Annotated in this window: 13 protein-coding genes; 5 read left to right on the plus strand and 8 right to left on the minus strand. The window is 59.4% G+C overall.

Annotated features, from left to right (window positions below; genetic code table 11):
* The first annotated feature begins 79 nt into the window (after nucleotides 1–79).
* Nucleotides 80–1,369: a hypothetical protein gene (locus tag KT71_RS00505; protein ID WP_008293480.1), complete on the plus strand. Its 1,290-nt coding sequence runs from the start codon at nucleotides 80–82 to the stop codon at nucleotides 1,367–1,369.
* A gap of 2 nt (nucleotides 1,370–1,371) precedes the next feature.
* Nucleotides 1,372–2,547 carry an aspartyl/asparaginyl beta-hydroxylase domain-containing protein gene (locus KT71_RS00510; protein ID WP_008293479.1) on the plus strand — a complete coding sequence of 392 codons (1,176 nt, stop codon included), beginning with the start codon at nucleotides 1,372–1,374 and terminating at the stop codon, nucleotides 2,545–2,547.
* A 15-nt stretch (nucleotides 2,548–2,562) separates the two neighbouring features.
* Here KT71_RS00510 and KT71_RS00515 read toward each other — a convergent pair whose 3' ends face one another.
* The 4 genes from KT71_RS00515 to KT71_RS00530 all read right to left on the minus strand — a co-directional run bounded on the left by KT71_RS00515 (nucleotide 2,563) and on the right by KT71_RS00530 (nucleotide 10,107).
* Entirely contained in the window at nucleotides 2,563–4,143 is a 1,581-nt protein-coding gene (locus KT71_RS00515; protein WP_008293478.1) for a tetratricopeptide repeat-containing sulfotransferase family protein, read from the minus strand.
* A gap of 24 nt (nucleotides 4,144–4,167) precedes the next feature.
* Nucleotides 4,168–6,000: a tetratricopeptide repeat protein gene (locus KT71_RS00520; RefSeq protein ID WP_023660481.1), complete on the minus strand. Its 1,833-nt coding sequence runs from the start codon at nucleotides 5,998–6,000 to the stop codon at nucleotides 4,168–4,170.
* Nucleotides 6,001–6,503: 503 nt separating this feature from the next.
* Complete coding sequence (locus KT71_RS00525) at nucleotides 6,504–9,368, minus strand: TonB-dependent receptor domain-containing protein (RefSeq protein ID WP_023660483.1); 2,865 nt, start codon at nucleotides 9,366–9,368, stop codon at nucleotides 6,504–6,506.
* A gap of 256 nt (nucleotides 9,369–9,624) precedes the next feature.
* Nucleotides 9,625–10,107 (minus strand): hypothetical protein, encoded by a 483-nt coding sequence (locus KT71_RS00530; RefSeq protein ID WP_008293475.1) that lies wholly within the window; start codon nucleotides 10,105–10,107, stop codon nucleotides 9,625–9,627.
* A 181-nt stretch (nucleotides 10,108–10,288) separates the two neighbouring features.
* On the opposite strand from KT71_RS00530, the gene KT71_RS00535 reads away from it, so the two are divergent.
* Complete coding sequence (locus tag KT71_RS00535; protein ID WP_008293474.1) at nucleotides 10,289–10,888, plus strand: YhgN family NAAT transporter; 600 nt, start codon at nucleotides 10,289–10,291, stop codon at nucleotides 10,886–10,888.
* Between the two features lie 22 nt (nucleotides 10,889–10,910).
* Here the strand turns inward: KT71_RS00535 and fba are convergent, their stop codons facing one another.
* From fba to tkt, 4 genes are all read right to left on the minus strand, one after another.
* Nucleotides 10,911–11,975: a class II fructose-bisphosphate aldolase gene (fba, locus tag KT71_RS00540; protein ID WP_008293473.1), complete on the minus strand. Its 1,065-nt coding sequence runs from the start codon at nucleotides 11,973–11,975 to the stop codon at nucleotides 10,911–10,913.
* A 70-nt stretch (nucleotides 11,976–12,045) separates the two neighbouring features.
* Nucleotides 12,046–13,218, minus strand: coding sequence for a phosphoglycerate kinase (locus tag KT71_RS00545; protein ID WP_023660484.1), 1,173 nt, complete (start codon nucleotides 13,216–13,218; stop codon nucleotides 12,046–12,048).
* A gap of 4 nt (nucleotides 13,219–13,222) precedes the next feature.
* Nucleotides 13,223–14,245 (minus strand): type I glyceraldehyde-3-phosphate dehydrogenase, encoded by a 1,023-nt coding sequence (gene gap, locus KT71_RS00550; RefSeq protein WP_008293470.1) that lies wholly within the window; start codon nucleotides 14,243–14,245, stop codon nucleotides 13,223–13,225.
* A 4-nt stretch (nucleotides 14,246–14,249) separates the two neighbouring features.
* Entirely contained in the window at nucleotides 14,250–16,247 is a 1,998-nt protein-coding gene (gene tkt, locus KT71_RS00555) for a transketolase (RefSeq protein WP_008293469.1), read from the minus strand.
* Nucleotides 16,248–16,480: 233 nt separating this feature from the next.
* On the opposite strand from tkt, the gene KT71_RS00560 reads away from it, so the two are divergent.
* Both KT71_RS00560 and metK read left to right on the plus strand, forming a co-directional pair.
* The gene (locus tag KT71_RS00560; protein ID WP_008293468.1) at nucleotides 16,481–17,482 is read left to right on the plus strand and encodes an ArsR/SmtB family transcription factor; all 1,002 of its coding nucleotides are present in this window, start codon (nucleotides 16,481–16,483) and stop codon (nucleotides 17,480–17,482) included.
* Nucleotides 17,483–17,501: 19 nt separating this feature from the next.
* Nucleotides 17,502–18,656, plus strand: a complete 1,155-nt coding sequence (gene metK, locus KT71_RS00565; RefSeq protein ID WP_008293467.1) for a methionine adenosyltransferase — start codon at nucleotides 17,502–17,504, stop codon at nucleotides 18,654–18,656.
* Nucleotides 18,657–18,743 lie beyond the last annotated feature (87 nt).

The following is an 18,743-nucleotide window of genomic DNA, read 5'->3' on the forward strand; positions in this document are numbered from 1 at the left end:
GGGTCGTGGGGCCTTCCTACACTGTTTTGCCGCATGCAGGCTGGCGTGCATCACCGCCGCTCTGACTACTTTTGCGCCCTTGTCGGTCGCGCAGTTTGTCGACGGTGATGGCACCCAGTGCTGCTCCTCCCTCAACCCCCAATATCCTGCGCCTACCTATTACGGCGCGAGCATGTTTCGGGACGACGATCCCCGCGCTGCGGCAAAGTTTCTTATTGCCGAGCCCATGGATCCGCCGGCGCCTTCCAAAGAACTACTGGAAGTTCTGGAACAGCAGGAGCTGGACAACGGACCCATGTCCCCTACCCTCGCCCCCACCATGGAGAATCTGGGTGCCGCCTATCTTGCGGAAGGTCGTGAGCGGGAGGCGTTGAAAGCCTTCAGCCGTGGCGTCCATCTTGCGCGGGTGAATGGCGGACTCTATACCCCGGCTCAGATCGCCATGCTCGAGCAGATCATTTCCATCCATGTACGCAATGGCAACTACGCAGCGGCGGATGATCAGCAGGCGTATCTTTACCGGGTCAAGCGCTTCGGGCAGCAGCACTCGGGCAACGACGAACTCCGTGAGGCCACGCTGCGCTACGCCGACTGGATGCGCGGCGTCTACCTGGGCGATATCGACTATCAGCGCTTCCCAAGACTGGTAGGCATCAATGATCTCTACGATGAGGCCATCGACGAAATCGTGGCCGATCAGGGCGAAACAAGCGCGGAACTCCTCAGCTACCTGGACGGGAAAATTGCCCTGTCCTATCTCGTATCCGTTTACCCCGGAGAGCGGGAAACGGGCTTCCGTGCCTCCGCCGCCCCCCTGGCGGGCTTTGACGTCGCGAGCGAAGCGCAGTTGCGCTTCTGGCGGTTGCAGGAAAACAACTTCCGCTACGGACTGGAGTCCCTCCAGCGGAAAAAGGCGGTCGTCGCGGCGCAAGCGGATAGCAGCCCGGAGGATAAGGCCAACGCCCATCTCGCCATTGCAGATTGGTATCAGTGGCATCGCCGGTACGCGCCGGCAGTACGCATTTACAAAGAAGCCTGGGCTATCATGGCAGGTAAGCCCGGCAGCGAAATCTGGTTCGAAAAAACCTTTGGAGAACCCCTGGAACTGCCGGAAGAAACGGTCTTCAATCCCGGCGCTGTGCCCGTAGGGACCACAACCCTGGCGGAGGTGGTTATCGACTTCTCGGTCTCGCGACACGGCGAGGCCGTGAATATCGATATCGCCACGGACGCCACCGGTGAAGACGCCAAGTCCGCAAAAAACCGCGCTTACAAATACCTGCGCAGCATACGCTTCAGGCCCCGCCTTGAAGATGGCAAGGTGGTTATGGCGGAGAATATGCAGCGGACCTACAAGATAAGGTACTGACCATGGCGGCGAGTCCTGAGCTGAAACAAGTCATCGTTGAGTCCCAGACACTGCTGCGGCAGGGCGATGCCCGCGGTGCCCTGGCGTACCTGCAAAGCCTGGCACCTCAGCTGGGCGGTCACGTGGACTTCCACATGAATGTCGCTATTGCCCATCGCAATCTGGGGCAGCTCGCTTCCGCCATCAAAGCCCTGAACGCCGCGCTGGCCATTGACCCCTATGCGTTTATGCCCATGCTGTCCAAGGGCGCGATTCTTGAGCAGATGGGTGATTTAAGAACCGCAGCCGAGGTCTATAAGGACGTATTGCGTATCGCCCCGGGCGACGCGGAACTGCACGACTCCCTCCGTCCGCCCCTTGCCCGCGCCCAAACGGTGGTCAATGAGCAGGCCGCGGCGATGGCCGCACATTTTCGCGATACCCTGGGCCCCTTGATGCAGGAGCATCGAGGCGAGCCCCTGGCACGCTTTGAAGAATGTATGGATGTGGTGGCCGGCGTAAAGCGGGTGTACAACGCAGAGCCCGTGCAGGTGCATTACCCCCGCCTTCCCGCGATACCGTTTTTTGATCGCAGTTACTTTCCCTGGTTTGAGACTCTCGAGGCCGCCACCCAGACCATTCAGGGTGAGCTCAAAGCACTGATGGAAGAGGGCTTGCCCGGGTTCAAGCCCTATGTGCAGTACGCACCGGGCACGCCGGAAAATCAGTTCAAGCCGCTGAACCACTCGGACAACTGGAGCTCGCTGTGGCTATGGAAGGACGGCCAGCCCCAGAAAGAAGCCATGGCCCGATGCCCGGAAACCACCGCCGTGCTCGAACAACTCCCCCTCGCCGATCAGCCGGATTTTGCACCGACGGCGCTGTTTTCGGCACTCGCCCCGCACACGAAGATACCGCCCCATACGGGTTCCACCAACACCCGTCTGCTGGTGCACCTGCCTCTGGTACTACCCGGGCCTGCGGGCTTTCGTGTGGGAAATGAAACACGGGAATGGCGCATCGGCGAAGCCTGGGCCTTTGATGACACCATCGAGCACGAAGCCTGGAACGACGCCGATGAGACCCGGGTCATCATGATCTTTGATATCTGGAACCCGCTCCTGAGCGCCGCAGAGCGCAGCATGATTTCTGCGCTGCTCGGTGCCCATCGTGACTGGCTGGTGGGCGCCGGGGGATAGCAATAGAAGCGGCGGCTAGTCGCTTACCTCTCCTCCCGCGCTCTTCAATCGCTGACGGAGATCATCAAAACGGGCACCGCCACGCGCCGCCACACCCAGGGAGTCGCGATGAAGGGGCGGCAGGACTTTTGAAGCACTCAACAGGGTGTTTATGGACGCCACATCCGGATCGAGCATTCCCTCTTCAAACGCCAGATCGCAAAAGTCCAGCATGCGCCGCGTCGATCCCTCGCTGTCGGTGACCAGCTCCTCATAGCGCACATCGAGAATGCTCCCGGGAAACAGACTGTGCCAATGCTCCATCTGCGCCCGATAGCTGAGGTAGTAATTCACCAGCTCATCAAGATTGTAGGAATAACTGTGTGCACCAAACACCAGGGTTTTGTACGCCGAGTAAAGCGTATCCAGGGGGTCGCGATGCATATGAATGATTTTTGCGCCGGGCAGGGCGGTGAGAATATGCCCGCAGTACAGAAAGTTGAAGGATGTGCAGTCCACAAAGCGCGGGCCATCACCAACGCGTTCCCGGGCCGCCATGCTGTAGCGCCGGCCCAGCTCGGCAAAATCGACGGCCAGGGTCGCCTCGGCGTCCGAAACCTCCGCGGGCGCCGCATCCTTGGCGAGGACACCGAGGAATCGCCGAAAATGCCCCAACTCCCCCCCTGGCGTGATCGCACTGTGCTTTGCGAGGACACGCTCGACCAGGCGTAAGCCCGTGCGGGGCATGCCCAGGACAAAAATCGGTCCGGGTTCTTCTGCACCCCGCGTCAACGATGCAAGCCGCGATGCGTCAAAGGTATCGCGGATATCTTCCTGTGCACCCAACTCCACCGCCTCATCGTAGTTCACCAGCTTGCGATAGGTTTGTGCGCCAGCGTCATAGGCCGCAAACGACTCTTTGTAATCACCAAGGTCCTCAAACTCCTTAGCCATGGCGTAGCAGGCAATGGCCGTGAGGAGTGGCTCCGTGGATTTGCGAATAATATTTCGAAGGGCTTGAATGTGATTGTTGTTTTCGGACCAGCGTCGCAACTGCGAACGCAAATGTAGCGCTCCGGGATCCGTTGGCGATTTCTCAAGGACTTGCGCCAGATGCTTTTCGGACTCGTCCGTTAAATCCAGCTGCGCCTCGGAAACGGCGAGCAAATACAGTAACTGCTGACTATCAGGGTTCTTGTCCCGGGCGATGAGGAGACAGTTTCGCGCCTCCTTAAGCTGACCAAGCTCCGTAAAGGTTTGGGACAAGGCCGCCAGCTCCGGCTCCTTTGCTTCGAGTAAATCCACCGCCCGGGCACAGTTCAAAGCCCGCTGGGACTGACCCGCAAAGAGACAGAGCTGCGCTTTGCGCAACAAAATGCGCGGACTATCGGCAAGGTCCTCGGGGAGGGCATCAAGATGACGTAAAGCTGCGATTGCATCTCCCCGCAAACTTTCAACATCCGACGCCAGATAACGCACTTCAAGCTGCTCAGGAAAGCGACGCAAAAGCTCCTGGGCCACAGCATCGGCGTCTTCCAGTTGTCGAGCCTCGATAAACTGCGAACCTTCGTTGAGCAGATCCTGCAAGCTCGCCTCGCTTTGGGAAGTGGTGTTCATGTCAATCCTCAGGTAAGGAGCCCATCAGGCTCCGGGGAGTAAATCGAAGGCCACGGTTATACGCGGCTGATGGGAATGAAAAGGCAGGGTGCCGTGCCACATATAGGATGGGAATAGCACCAGGGTGCCGACCACGGGTTTGACGACGCGACGGGGAGCAAGATCCAGTCCCAGCTCGATCATGGGTGTGCCAAATTGAATATGCCCCTCGGTGCCCTCACCCTGCTGCACCTCATCGGGTAGAGAAATATACAGCGCCGAACTCACCCAGCCTTCGGGATGAATATGGTTGGCATGGTAGCCCTGATCCCGGAGACGCACAGACCAGGCACCTGCCATACGTAGGTCCCGGGCTCGCTGAGGGCGGGTATTGCGACACCAGAAGGGGTGATCTTCATCGGTGGGCATGGTTTGCAGCGCACTGGCAATAGCGAGCTGCAACTGGGTCTCCAAACCGCGGAGGAGAGACTCCTTGAGTCGGAACAAAAAACCGTTGGTCTGGGTGCCGCCGCGAACACTTTGCTCGATAGGCTGGGCGTTGCTGTGATGCAATCCCTCAAGGACTCGGGTGAGCTCGGCAAAATAAGCCTCCCGCGTCGCATACTCCGGCGGCGCAGGCACCTCTACGGGCACCACCATGCGTTGGTAATCCAGGAGCCAGTCTTCCCGGGGGTCACCCAGAAGCTGCAGGGCCGTGCCACGATAGGCCAGCAAAGTCTGATCAAAGGGCGCTTTGAGCAACCACTGTGCGCACAGGCTCTCGGCGCGTTCCGCTTCCTTGCAGCGCAGTAGCTGCATTGCGTAATAGTGTTGGACATAGCTGTCATCGGGATTGGCGAGGCTGATCTGTTCCAAGCGGTTCAGAGCCTCACTCTTTTCGCCCCGCTGAGCCATATCCAGGGCGCCCAACACCTGCAGACTGGGCGTCTCGGGACAGCCCAGACGCTGGGCGTCCCGGAGGGTTTCTTCCACCCTGGACTCCTCGCCCAAACGCTTCATGAGCTGCACGAGGGTCTGCCACAGGGCCGGGTTGCGAGGCTCCCGCTTCACCGCCGCGCGCAGCTTCTCCAGATGATCGCGCTGTGCACCGGAACTGAAACTCAATTGCGCGGCGGTGCGCTGGAGCAAGGGATGCCCCGGAAAGCGCTCCACCCCCGTATTGGCACAGGCCAGGGCCGCCTCTATGTCGCCGGCATCGAGCAATGCCTCAGCCCTGTTGCGATAGAGATCCGGTTGATCAAAGCCCAGCTTGAGCGCCTGCTCATAGGCCGCGGCAGCTTCCACAAAGTCACACTCCTGACGCAGGAGCTGCGCGAGGGAGTAATGAAGCCGGGACGCCTTGGGGTTGTGCCCGATGCCCTGCCGGCAGAGCGCCAGGGCCTGCGCCACGTCGCCCTGCTTCTGGGCAATCGCCGCCGCAAGCTCCCAAAGAGGCGGCGCCTGGGGGGCAAGCTCCGTTGCCTTGGTGATGCAACGCTGAGCCTCTTGCCAGGACTCCTGCTGGTAATGCAGTCGTGCCAGCGCCTGCCAGACTTCCGGCGAATTTGGCGCGCCGGCCAGGGCCTGTTGAAGCTGATCCTGAGCCTCGGCAAAACGTCCCTGGTTCCGCAAAAATGTTGCGTAAGCCAACATAGCCTGCGGCTGTCCCGGGGATGCCGCAATCGCCGCCCGAAAACTCCCGTCGGCTCCCACAAGATCACCAGACTGCTGCTGCCCCAGGGCCAGAAGCTGCAGGGCATTGGCCTCTCCGGGCATCTGCTGGAGGAGCTGCTGGCATAACCTCGCACAGTCTGCCCCTTTGCCAGCTCGCAGCATCTGGTGGGCCTGTTGCAATGCCTGACGGTAATTCGGGTTCACAGGGGCTGTAGGGTCCTTTCGATCATTAATGGGTCATCGCGACGCCAGCGAAGAAGGCGTGACTTGCGGAGCGAGCGTCACCCGCCAAAGCGAGAGTAGCAAGTCGCGCCTGATTCGCGGATTTGTGCGCGTCCTAGCGGACTATTTTAAAGCCAAACCCATGGTAATAGTCGCCAACGAAGGCCAACTTACTCCATTCGCTGGATTGGGGGGACGCTCATTGCGTAACTTGCCCCTCGTTGGCTTACTTCTCTCGCTAGTGGGGGGGGACGCTCGTTACGTAAATTGCCGCTCGCTGGCTTACGCACGGACCTTGCCAACTGCGGTCAGCTCAGTGGACGTGGTTTGCGAAGCGAGCGTCACCCAACTTAGCGAGTGCAGTAAATCGCGGCTACTGAGCTGACCAGCCTGACGTCAAAGGTTGGCCAACGTTCAGGCAAAAAAAAGGGCCGACAATGTCGGCCCTTGGGTTCTGCAAGGCGGGGATATACCCCGCCAAGGGATCAGAACTGGATCGTACCACCCAGGAACCAGTACTGGCCCAGGGGATCGTAGATACCGGGGTAAGTGTTACCGTTCTCACGAGCGGTTACACCCTGGTATACGAAGGGAGGATCTTCGTCCAGCACGTTGTTGATACCGAAGCGCAGAGTCGCGGTGTCGGTAACAGCCCAGGTTGCTGAGATATCGAAGTAGTTGAAATCGTCGATATCGTTAGGCACGTCGGTGAACTCCTGCGTAGATCCAGCGACATGACGCCAGATAATGTTCGCATTCACGTTCCAAGGAGTCGCCCAGGTAGCCTGGAAACGATTCTTCAGATCGGGAGTTGGGATCTGACATGCACCACCGTAGGTGCCTTCACAGCCAACCACGCCCGCACCAGGATATTCTTCCTGATCGTAGGCCAGTACAAAGCCCGCGATGTTGGCGATGTTAACGGTACCCATGTCGCCGATATCGAAGTTGTAGTTGATCTCAACGTCGACACCTTCAACCAGCAAGAAACCGATGTTGGTGCTGGCGGCGTTAATGCCGTTAGTCGGACTTGCCTGACCCAGCCACAAGGTGTCGAGCTGACCACGATTAACCTGGTCACAGAACGCTGCATCACCCGTCTCGATACACTGGAGGAGAGTCGTCTCTTCCTGAATACCCTGGATGGCGCCAGTGATTTCGATTTCGTAGTAGTCAACGCTCAGCTGAAGGCCTTCGATGAAGCTAGGCTGCCAGATTGCACCCAGGGTGTAAGTATCAGCCTCTTCGGGCTCGAGTTCCGTAGAACCACCGCCGGTAGAGTTGTACTGCGCCGCAGGGCTATCTTCCGGACCACCTTGATCCCAGATTGCGCGAGATACACCGGAACGAGCACACTGCTCAAAGGTGTAGCCGCTCAGGCTGAGGTTGTCGCCCGGGTTGGCCTTATTACAGGGGTCACGGTCCATAGCGAACAGACCTGCACTATCCGGCTCAAACAGATCAACAATGTTCGGCGCACGAACGGCGCGCTGGTAGCTACCGCGAACCTTGATGTCGTCGTTGATATCCCAGCTGGCAGCAATCTTGTAGGTATCAGTCGTGTTACCCGTGCTGTAGTCAGAGTAGCGGAAACCAAGATCCAGCACCAAAGCCTGCACAAGCGGCGCATCTTCGATGACAGGAACGCTGGCCTCGAAGTAGATCTCGTTTACGTCGTAACGACCGTCAACGGGAACAGGTACACCGAATCCGCCGGCATCGCCACGAGCAGCGTTGTCAGACAAACCATAGGTCAGGCTCTCTTCGCGGTATTCCGCACCGGCAACAATCTCAATACCGCTTTCCGCGAAGGGAGAAGCAATACCGTAGTCACCGAGGCTGCCCTGGACATAACCCATCAGAACTTCCTGAGTGGTGCGGCCGTTCTCATAAACTACCTGAGAGAAGTAAGCAGTCGCCTCGTCAGTAACGCCACCTGTCTGATAGACATTGTAGGGAACACACTCGCTGTTGCCAGACTCACAGCCGATGGTGCCATCATCATTGACAACCGCGTTCAGTGCTTCTTCAACACGGATCAGGTCAACATAGTTGGTGTTACGGTTGGTCATGTTCACTTCAGCGTACTGATACGACACGTCGTAACGCCAGGAGTCGTTGATGTCGCCACGAAGACCGAACACACCGCGGTAAGTCGTGTGACGCAGAGCACCCTTACGTGGGCCACCCTCTACGTTACGACGACCGAGAGTTGCGCTGAATCGATCATCAGGTGATGTACATCCGGCAACACCCAACTGCTGTGCGGACAGAAGCGGGTTGTCACAGTTCAGGTCATCAAACGTTCGGAAGAACACACCGGAGGGACCAAACTGCGTGTCGGACTTGGTGTCCATGAACATCAGCTCGGTGTACGCCTCTACGTTCTCGTTGATGTCGTAGTGAGCAAAGGTGCCCATGGTGGTACGACGATCAGGACGCTGGAAGAAAGACGGCGCGGCAAAGTTAAAGCCGGGGCCACGACCTTCCAGGAACTCGTTTCCTTCGGTGCGGTAGTTGGTGCCACCGATGATCCAGGAGCCGGACTGGTTGGTACCGGAACCCAGACACTCGCCGCTGCTTCGTACAGGACAGGCAGAAGTGTCACGAGCCGCCTGTGTAACACCTTCGATATCACGATAGGTCAGGAAGGCAGTAGCGTTACCACGACCGTTGTCGAAGTTGCCACCCATGATCATGGTCATGTCGTACTGGTCACCGTCTGTAGCAGTGCCCGTCGCGAAGGGCTGGCCCGCACGCTCGGCAGCACCGGCTACCAGACCGCCGTCGTTGTCAGCGCGGAATTGACCGGCCTGAACGTCAAGCTTAATACCTTCGAAATCATCAATCATGATGAAGTTAACAACACCCGCTACAGCGTCGGCGCCGTAGGTGGATGATGCACCACCGGTCAGTACTTCGACGCGCTCAATCAACTGACCTGGGATCAGGTTGATGTCCGCAGCGTTAGACGCGCTGTTAGGTGAACCAGCAGGCAAACGACGTCCATTCATCAGTACCAGCGTACGCTGGGAACCGAGGTTACGAAGCTGGAGGGTAGCAGTACCCACGGCTTCAATAGCCTGACCAGACGACTGATCGAGAGAGATAGCTGGAATAGCGGCGAGGGCATCCTCGACACGAGTCAGGCCGGTGAAGCGAAGCTGTTCCGCATCGAGCTGAGTAACTGGGCTTGAAGAGACGAGGTTGGCACGCTGAATACGCGAACCGGTTACGACAACTTCTTCTACCAGCTGCTCATCCTGGGCGTTGACCGGAGCCATTCCCATCGCGAACGCTGCGCCGACGGCGGCACTGACCGCCATCGTTAGCGGTTTTTTATGCAACATATTTAATTCCCCTGTGAAGTGAGATGTTGGCCTTGCCCATACGACTGAAGGCAGGGTTTTACCAACTGCGCCTGATATTACACATTCTCAAACAGTGTTGATTGTGAAAAATTCACACGAATGGGTCAAAGAGCAGGCAAGTTTCATGGACTTAGCGTAGACAATTCATGCCCCATGAGAGGTATAAAACGGTACGCTGAAGGTAAACCCGTGCTTCTCGACGCTTGTCTCGAAGCCTATAAGGAAGCATAGAGCTTCAGTCGACGACCTGCGTGACACCAATGCTCTTGTCGACATCGACCAGGGTCATCTTGAAAAAGCCCGCCCAGTTCTTGTTGATAATGACCTCGGGGTTGGCAGGACCGCGGTAGGGATAACGACCGGACAGTCGCTGCTTCCAGACCTGGCCGTTCTCCAGGCGGAAAATGGTTTTCCCGGTCCAGCCCGAGAAATCACCCACAATACGACTTCTTACCTCGTAGTTCTTTTTTGCCTCGCGCACCTCACTGGTCGCCTGGAGCACCTGCGCGTCTCCTGCGGTGTACTGGATCAGCCACTCCGTGAGGGCATCCAGCTCCTTACCCGAGAGCTTGTCGAGACCTGTGTTTTCGAACTCTTCCACGGTCATCAGTTTTTTAAAACCGGGAAAGTCGTCTTCGGCGGCGAGGGTGCCGGACCCGCCGGCTATAAGAAGTGCACCCAAAAAGACGCGGTTGATGCTGTTGGTAAGGGCAGACATAAAGAAACCTGTTAGCTAACGGTGAATAGAGGAAGTCTAGCAAATGAATCTGCACACCCGACTATACGCTGGCGACTATTCACCGCGTCAGCGCGGGCTCTATACTGATCCCCGCACGTCGGTCTCTACCATTCGAGGTCCTCGCCGACCCACTTTTAAGAACAACCGCAAGGAATAACGCGTGGACACCCTTCTCAGCGCCTTTATCACCCTGGTCCTCGTTATGGATCCCCTGGGTAACGTGCCGATATTCCTCTCGGTACTCAAGGACGTGGAGGGAAAGCGACGCTATTGGGTTATTTTTCGCGAGCTACTCATCGCCCTCGCCGTATTACTGCTGTTTCTCTACGGCGGCAGCGCTGCTTTGGAGGCCATGGGGCTGCGACAGGAATCCATCAGCGTCGGCGGTGCGATCATTTTGTTCCTCATCGCGATCCGCATGATTTTCCCGTCGCCCTACGGACTTCTGGGCGATACCCCGGATGGCGAACCTTTTATTGTGCCCCTGGCGATTCCGGCGGTTGCGGGCCCGTCATCCCTGGCCATTGCCATGCTCATGGTCAACACCGACCCCACGCGCATGACGGAGTGGACCATCGCTCTCGTGGGCGCCTGGGCGGTATCCGCCTGCATTCTGATGACGTCGCCGCTCCTGTTAAAAGCCCTGGGAAACCGCGGACTCATGGCCATGGAGCGCCTCATGGGGATGATTCTGGTGATTATCGCCGTGCAGATGTTTTTTGAAGGTGTTTCCACCTCACTGCACCTCGTGGGCGAATAACAGCTGCCCCCTGGCCGGATAGCTAGCGGATTTCCGGCACCAGCTCCCCGGCGTCATAGCGCTCCTGCATGGTATCGAGGGACAAGACCTTGATTTTGCTGGCATTTCCCGCGGTTCCGAAAGCCTCATAGCGCGCAATGCAAATATCGCGCATGGCAACCTGGGTTTCTTTTAGGTACTTACGGGGGTCGAATTCCGCGGGATTGTGGGCGAGAAAACGCCGCACCGCGCCCGTGGACGCGAGACGCAGATCCGTATCGATGTTGACCTTTCGCACGCCGTGGCGGATCCCTTCCTGAATTTGCTCCACAGGTACGCCGTAGGTCTCGGGAATTTCACCACCGTATTCGTTGATGATTTCCAGCCAGTCCTGCGGCACCGATGAGGAACCGTGCATCACAAGATGGGTCCCGGGTATCCGCGCATTGATTTCCTTGATGCGATCAATGGCGAGAATGTCCCCCGTGGGAGGCCTGGTGAACTTGTAGGCCCCGTGACTGGTACCACAGGCGATGGCCAGCGCGTCCACTTCCGTGGCTTTTACAAAGGCCGCAGCCTCCTCAGGGTCGGTCAGCAATTGATCGTGGGTAAGTTTGCCCGCTGCGCCGGAGCCGTCTTCTTCGCCGGCTTCACCGGTCTCCAGGGACCCCAGGCAACCGAGCTCGCCCTCAACGGATACGCCACAGGCGTGAGCCATGGCCACCGCGGTGCGGGTCACGTCGACGTTGTAGTCATAGTCCATGGGCGTTTTACCGTCCTCTCCCAGAGAGCCGTCCATCATCACGGAACTAAAGCCCAGGGCAATGGAGCGCTGGCAGATCGCGGGCGACATGCCGTGATCCTGATGCACTACCACGGGAATATGGGGAAACTCGCGCATGGCCGCTTCCATGAGGGCCCGCAGAAAGGGCGCGCCGGCGTATTTCCGGGCGCCGGCGCTGGCCTGCATGATGACCGGCGAATCCGTTGCATCCGCCGCTTCCATGATTGCCCGGGTCTGCTCCAGATTGTTGACGTTAAAGGCAGGAACTCCGTAATCATGTTCTGCTGCATGGTCCAGCAGTTGGCGCAGGCTGATCAAAGCCATGTGTGCTCTCCCTGAATAATCAAAACGATGGGGTCGGGCGATGGGCGCTGCCCTTGGGGGCCGAGGAGGCTCATTGCTCGAGCGCTCGCTCCTCAAGGACCGCCACCGCCGGCAGCACTTTGCCCTCGACATACTCGAGAAAGGCGCCGCCACCCGTGGATATGTAAGAGACCTTATCGGCAATGGCAAACTTGTCAATCGCTGCGAGGGTATCGCCACCGCCAGCCAGGGAAAATGCGACGCTGTCCGCAATTGCGCGGGCCAGGGACTCCGTACCCCCGGCAAAACTGTCGAATTCAAAAACTCCCACGGGGCCGTTCCAGAGGATGGTGCCGGCGTTTTTCAGAAGATCGCCCATTGCCGCGGCAGACTCGGGTCCGATATCGAGAATCATGTCCTCGGGACCCACCTCATCCACCGCACAGCGGCGTGGCTCAGCGTCCTCGGCGAAGGCCGTCGCAGTCACGACATCTGTGGGCAGAGGGATATGCGTTTTGGCCCCGATGCGCCGGGCCTCATCCAGAAGATCGTGCTCGCAGAGGGACTTGCCCACGGGATGCCCCGCCGCGGCGAGAAAGGTATTGGCGATACCGCCACCGACAATGAGCTGGTCGACCTTGTCCGAGAGCGCGTCCAGCACCTCAAGCTTCGTGGACACCTTGGACCCGCCGACGATGGCGACCATGGGCCGGGCGGGGCTGGCTAGAGCTTTCTCCAGCGCCTCCAGTTCGCCCGCGAGGAGCGGACCCGCGCAGGCCTGCGCCGCAAATCGCGCGACGCCATGGGTCGACGCCTGAGCGCGATGGGCGGTGCCGAAGGCATCCATCACGAACACATCGCAAAGCGCGGCATAAGCCTTTGCCAGCTCATCGGTGTTTTTCTTCTCACCGACGTTAAAGCGGACGTTTTCCAGGAGCACCACCTCACCAGCGTTGACGGTGACGCCCTCGCGCCAGTCCGCCACCAGGCGCACAGGAAGGTCGAGGAGGGTGCTCAAATGCTCAGCGACGGGCCCCAGGGAAAACTGCTCGTCGTAGTCGCCCTCCACGGGTCTGCCCAGATGCGACATGAGCATGACCTGCGCCCCGGCATCCAGGGCTTTTTGAATCGTGGGCACCGCGGCGCGAATGCGCGCATCGGAACTGACCTTGCCATCTTTTACCGGGACATTGAGATCTTCCCGTATCAGCACCCGCTGGCCATCAAGGGAGAGCGCTTCCATACGCTGGACTTTAAGACTCATAGGCTTACTTCTCCTGAGGAAGGTCGGACCAGTAACGGGCGACATCGAGCATCCGGTTGGCGTAGCCCCACTCGTTGTCAAACCAGGTCAGCACCTTGACCAGCCGGCTTCCGCTCACGCGCGTTTGGCAGGCATCGATAATACTGGAACGAGAATCGCGGTTGAAATCGCAGGAGGCCAGGGGCTCCTCCGTATAACCCAGCACGCCGTTAAAGCCGCCCGCTGCGGCCTCGCAAAGAGCGCGATTCACATCAGCCACGCTCACATCTTCCTTTGTCACGATCGTAAGATCCATGGCCGAGACGTTGAGGGTGGGCACGCGCAGGGCCTGGGCAGTAAAGCGCCCCGCCAGCGCCGGCAGAATGCGCTCCACGCCCAGTGCCAGACCCGTATCCACGGGAATGATGGACTGCCCCGCGGCGCGGGTCTTTCTGAGATCCGTATTGTGATAGGCATCCAGCACCGGCTGGTCATTCATCGCCGAGTGAATCGTGGTGATCGTGCCGTGCTCGATCCCGAAGGCCTCATCGAGGGCCGCAATAACGGGAACAATCCCGTTGGTGGTACAGGAGGCCGCGGACACCACGCTATGGGCGCCGCGAAGGCTGTGGTGATTGACGCCAAAAACCACCGTAGCATCCACATCGGGCTCCGCCGGCTGGGAAAACAGTACGCGCCTGGCACCGGCCCTGAGGTGCGCCTCCGCCGTCAGACGGTCCGAAAAAGCCCCGGAGCATTCCAGCAGCATATCCACGCCGATAGTGCTCCAGTCCAGGTTGCTGACGCTCTCTTCCCGCAGGAGTGTTTTCGCCTGGCCATTGATACACAGGCGATCATCGCGCAACTCAACGGTGCCCGGGAATCGGCCATGGGTGGAGTCATAGCGGGTGAGGTGTGCGACGGTATTGGCGTCCGCCAACTCGTTGATCGCCACCACCTGCATGGCATCACGGTGCGGGCTTTCCTGGAGGGCACGGAGAAGGGTGCGGCCAATACGCCCGTAACCGTTGATGGCAAGCCGCAGCATGGGCCTAAATAGACTCCAGAACCTCGGTCACCACGGCGCAAACGTTATCCACGGTAAAGCCAAACTGTTCAAACAGCTCGCCCGCCGGGGCGGACTCACCAAAGGTACTCATACCGACGATGCGACCATCGAGTCCCACATATTTATGCCAGTAGTCCACGTGGGCCGCCTCGACGGCGACGCGAGCCAGACAATCGCTGGGCAGCACCGATTCCCGATAGGCCGCGTCCTGCTGCTCAAATACCTCGGGGCAGGGCATGGACACCACGCGGATAGCGCGATCTGCCAGGGCATCAGCGGCTTTCATAGCCAGGCCCACTTCGGAACCCGTCGCAATCAGGATCGCTTCCGGCGCGCCGTCACAATCGCGGAGTACATAGCCACCCCGGGCAACGTCAGCGACCTGCTCCGCACTGCGGCCCTGGTGGGGCAGACCCTGACGGGAAAAGACCAGGGCCGAGGGACCGTCCGCGCGTTCCACGGCGGCCTTCCAGCACACGGCGGACTCCACGGCGTCACAGGGGCGCCAGGTATGTAGCCCCGGCGTGGCGCGAAGGGCGGTTAACTGCTCCACGGGCTGGTGCGTAGGACCGTCTTCGCCGAGACCAATGGAGTCATGGGTGTACACAAAAATGCAGCGTTGACGCATTAACGCCGCCATACGCACCGCGTTGCGGGCATATTCCATGAAGATCAGGAAGGTAGCGCCGTAGGGAATAAACCCCCCGTGCAGGGCGATACCGTTCATGATGGCGGACATACCGAACTCGCGAACACCGTAATAAATGTAGTTGCCCGCGGCGTCATCGGCGTTTACGCCTTGAGATCCCGACCAGAGAGTCAAATTGGAACCCGCAAGATCCGCAGACCCACCCATCAACTCGGGAAGCAGAGGTCCCAGGGCATTGATGGCATTTTGCGAGGCCTTGCGGGACGCGATGGATTCGCCCGCGGCCTGACATTCGTTGATATAGGCCTGGGCTTTGGCGGAAAAATCCGACGGCAACTCGCCTGCAAGCCGCCGCTCGAGCTCTGCGGCCAACTCGGGATGCGCCTCCCGATAGCGGTCCATTGCAGCGTTCCAGCTGGCTTCATGGGCCTCACCGGCGGCTTTTGCATCCCAGCCGGCGTAGACATCGTCGGGGATTGTGAAGGCATCGTGCTCCCATCCGATGGCTTTACGCGTTGCTGCGATTTCGTCGGCTCCCAGGGGTGCACCATGGGTTGCGGCGGTGCCTTCTTTATTGGGAGCACCCTTGCCGATCACCGTGCGACAACAGATGAGTGTCGGACGGGAACTGTCTGCCCGCGCCGCCTCAGTGGCCGCCTTGATCGCCGCGGGATCATGCCCATCAACGCCGGCAATCACTTGCCAGCCGTAGGCCTCAAAGCGCTTGGGGGTATCGTCGCTGAACCAGGCCGCAACCTCACCGTCAATGGATATGCCGTTGTCGTCGTAATAGGCGATGAGCTTACCCAACCCCAGAGTTCCGGCCAGAGAGCAAACCTCATGGGATATACCCTCCATCAGGCAGCCATCTCCCACAAACGCGTAGGTAAAGTGATCAATAACCTCATGGTCACCGCGATTAAACTGCGCGGCCAGCGCCTTCTCCGCAATCGCCATACCGACGGCGTTGCTGATGCCCTGACCCAGAGGGCCGGTCGTGGTTTCAATGCCCGGCGCGTAACCGTATTCGGGGTGGCCCGGCGTCTTGCTGTGAAGCTGGCGGAAGTTTCTGAGCTCTTCCATGGGCAGATCGTAGCCCGTCAAATGCAGCAGTGAGTAAATCAGCATGGAGCCATGGCCGTTAGAGAGCACAAAGCGGTCACGGTTGGGCCAGTCGGGGTTTTGCGGGTTGTGGCGCAAAAAGCCGTTCCAGAGCACTTCGGCAATATCGGCCATTCCCATAGGCGCACCGGGGTGGCCACTGTTGGCCTGCTGAACGGCATCCATGGAAAGAGCGCGAATGGCGTTCGCGAGGTCTGTTTGACGGGTCATGCTGAGTCCTGAGGAGTCGACGCGGGGCGCGCATTATCCGGCAAGCGACGCCGGGGGTAAACCGAGTATCCATGGGCGCTTTTCACAAAGATGGGACTTCAGTCAGGAATACTCGGTCCCCCTGTCACGCATTTTTGGCACTCGAGCCCGACCCGGACCATTAAACGCGACGGAAAGTAATCTATATCAAAATTCCTTGATATAGATTGAGTTGCTGCTACACTCGGCGCCCTATGAATTCGGCTGCCCCCCATCCCCTGTCTCCGGCCGAGACAGAAGACCTCCAGACTCAGCTCGCCAGCCTGTGCAAGGCGGCGGCAGATAGCCTGCGTCTGCGCATTCTGCGGGTACTGCGCCACGATGCCATGGATGTGTCCGAGCTCTGCGCCGTTCTGGATGTCCGTCAGCCTGCTCTAAGCCACCATCTCAAGCTCATGAGTGCTGCTGGTCTGCTGTGCAGCCAACGGGACGGCAACCATATTTTTTACCGCCGTCAGGAGCTAGGGGTCGACGAGCCCTTCGCAGCGCTGCAGCAGGCGCTACTGGCTGCCGCGGACACCCTCGAGCTGGACCGGAATGAGGAAGCGCGGCGGGAGGAACTCCAGCGGCAGCGGGAGCAGAACTCCCTCGACTTCTTCACCAACAATGTGTCGCGCTTTCGCGAGCAGCAGGATCTTATCGCTGCGCCGGAGCGCTATGCCAGCGCCGTCAACAGTCTCCTCAATGCCCTCCCCGTTACCCGGCGCAAAACTGCCCTGGAAGTGGGCCCCGGCGATGGCTGGCTGCTACCCCGCCTCTGCGGGCAGTTCGACAGGGTCGTTGCTCTGGACAATGCGCCGGCCATGCTCGACAGCGCAAGAGCCACGGCGGCGGCTCTGGACAACATCGAGTTTGTCCTCGGCGACACCCGCCACGAGGTACTGTCATCACTGCGCGCCGACCTGATTGTCATCAACATGGTGCTTCATCACACACCGGACCCCGCCACCACCTTGCGGGAAGCAGCCAGCGCGCTCGCGCCGGGCGGCGTGCTCCTGATCACGGAACTCTGCGAGCACCAGCAGGGCTGGGCGCGGGAAAACTGCGGAGACCTGTGGCTGGGTTTTGCACCGGAGTTGCTTGGGGACTGGGCCGCCGCCGCAGGCCTTAAGGAGCTCACGGGCAGCTATCTGGGGCAACGAAACGGATTCAAATTACAGCTGCGCCTCTTCGGTGCAGCAAAAAATACATCTTAGATTGTTATAAGGAACAACTATGAGCGAGTACGGCATCTTCACCTCGGAATCGGTGTCCGAGGGACACCCGGACAAAATGGCCGATCAGATTTCTGACGCGGTGCTGGACCATATCCTGACGGACGACAAGGATGCGCGGGTCGCCGTTGAGACCATGGTGAAAACCGGCATGGTTGTGGTCGCCGGCGAAGTAACCACGAGCACCTATGTCGACCTCGAAGAGATCGTTCGCGACGTGGTGTTGGACATCGGCTACAACAGCTCTGACGTGGGCTTTGATGGCGCTTCCTGTGCCGTACTCAACGCCATCGGCAAACAGTCCCACGATATCGCCATGGGCGTCGATGAGGGCGAAGAAAAAGAACAGGGCGCTGGCGACCAGGGTCTCATGTTCGGCTATGCAAGCAACGAGACCGACGTGCTGATGCCCGCGCCGATTTACTACTCCCACCGTCTGGTAGAGCGTCAGGCCCAGCTTCGCAAGGACGGCAGCCTGAGCTGGCTGCGCCCCGACGCGAAAAGCCAGGTAACCCTGCGCTACGACAATGGCAAGCCCGTCGCGGTCGATGCCGTTGTGCTATCCACGCAGCACGACGCCGAAGTCTCCCAGGCGGACATCCGCGAAGCGGTGATGGAAATGATCGTTAAGGACGTACTGCCTGCCGAGTGGCTCCACGCCGACACGCAATACCATATCAATCCCACGGGCCAGTTCATCATCGGGGGTCCCGTGGGTGATTGCGGACTCACGGGCCGCAAGATCATCGTAGACACCTACGGCGGCATGGCCCGTCACGGCGGCGGCGCTTTCTCCGGCAAGGACCCTTCCAAAGTGGACCGCTCGGCAGCGTATGCCGGACGCTATGTCGCCAAGAACATCGTTGCCGCAGGCCTCGCCGAGCGCTGCGAAATCCAGGTCTCCTACGCCATCGGAGTAGCGGAACCAACTTCTATCTCCGTCAACAGCTTTGGCACCGGCAAGATCGATGACCTGCGCATCGTCGAGCTGGTCCGCGAACATTTTGACCTCAGACCCAAGGGACTCATCGACATGCTCGACCTCAAGCGTCCTATCTACCGCGCGACCGCGGCCTACGGACACTTTGGCCGCGAAGAGCCGAACTTCAGCTGGGAGCGTACGGACAAGGCGGAAGCTTTGAAGGCGGCGATTTAGCGGGTACTGAGAAACTGGTTAATACAGGATTTAGAAACTTTTGGCGTCTGTCTCAGGCATGGCGCTCTCGGTTGGTGCGGTAGGGGC

This window comes from Congregibacter litoralis KT71 (assembly GCF_000153125.2).
GTDB lineage: Bacteria > Pseudomonadota > Gammaproteobacteria > Pseudomonadales > Halieaceae > Congregibacter > Congregibacter litoralis.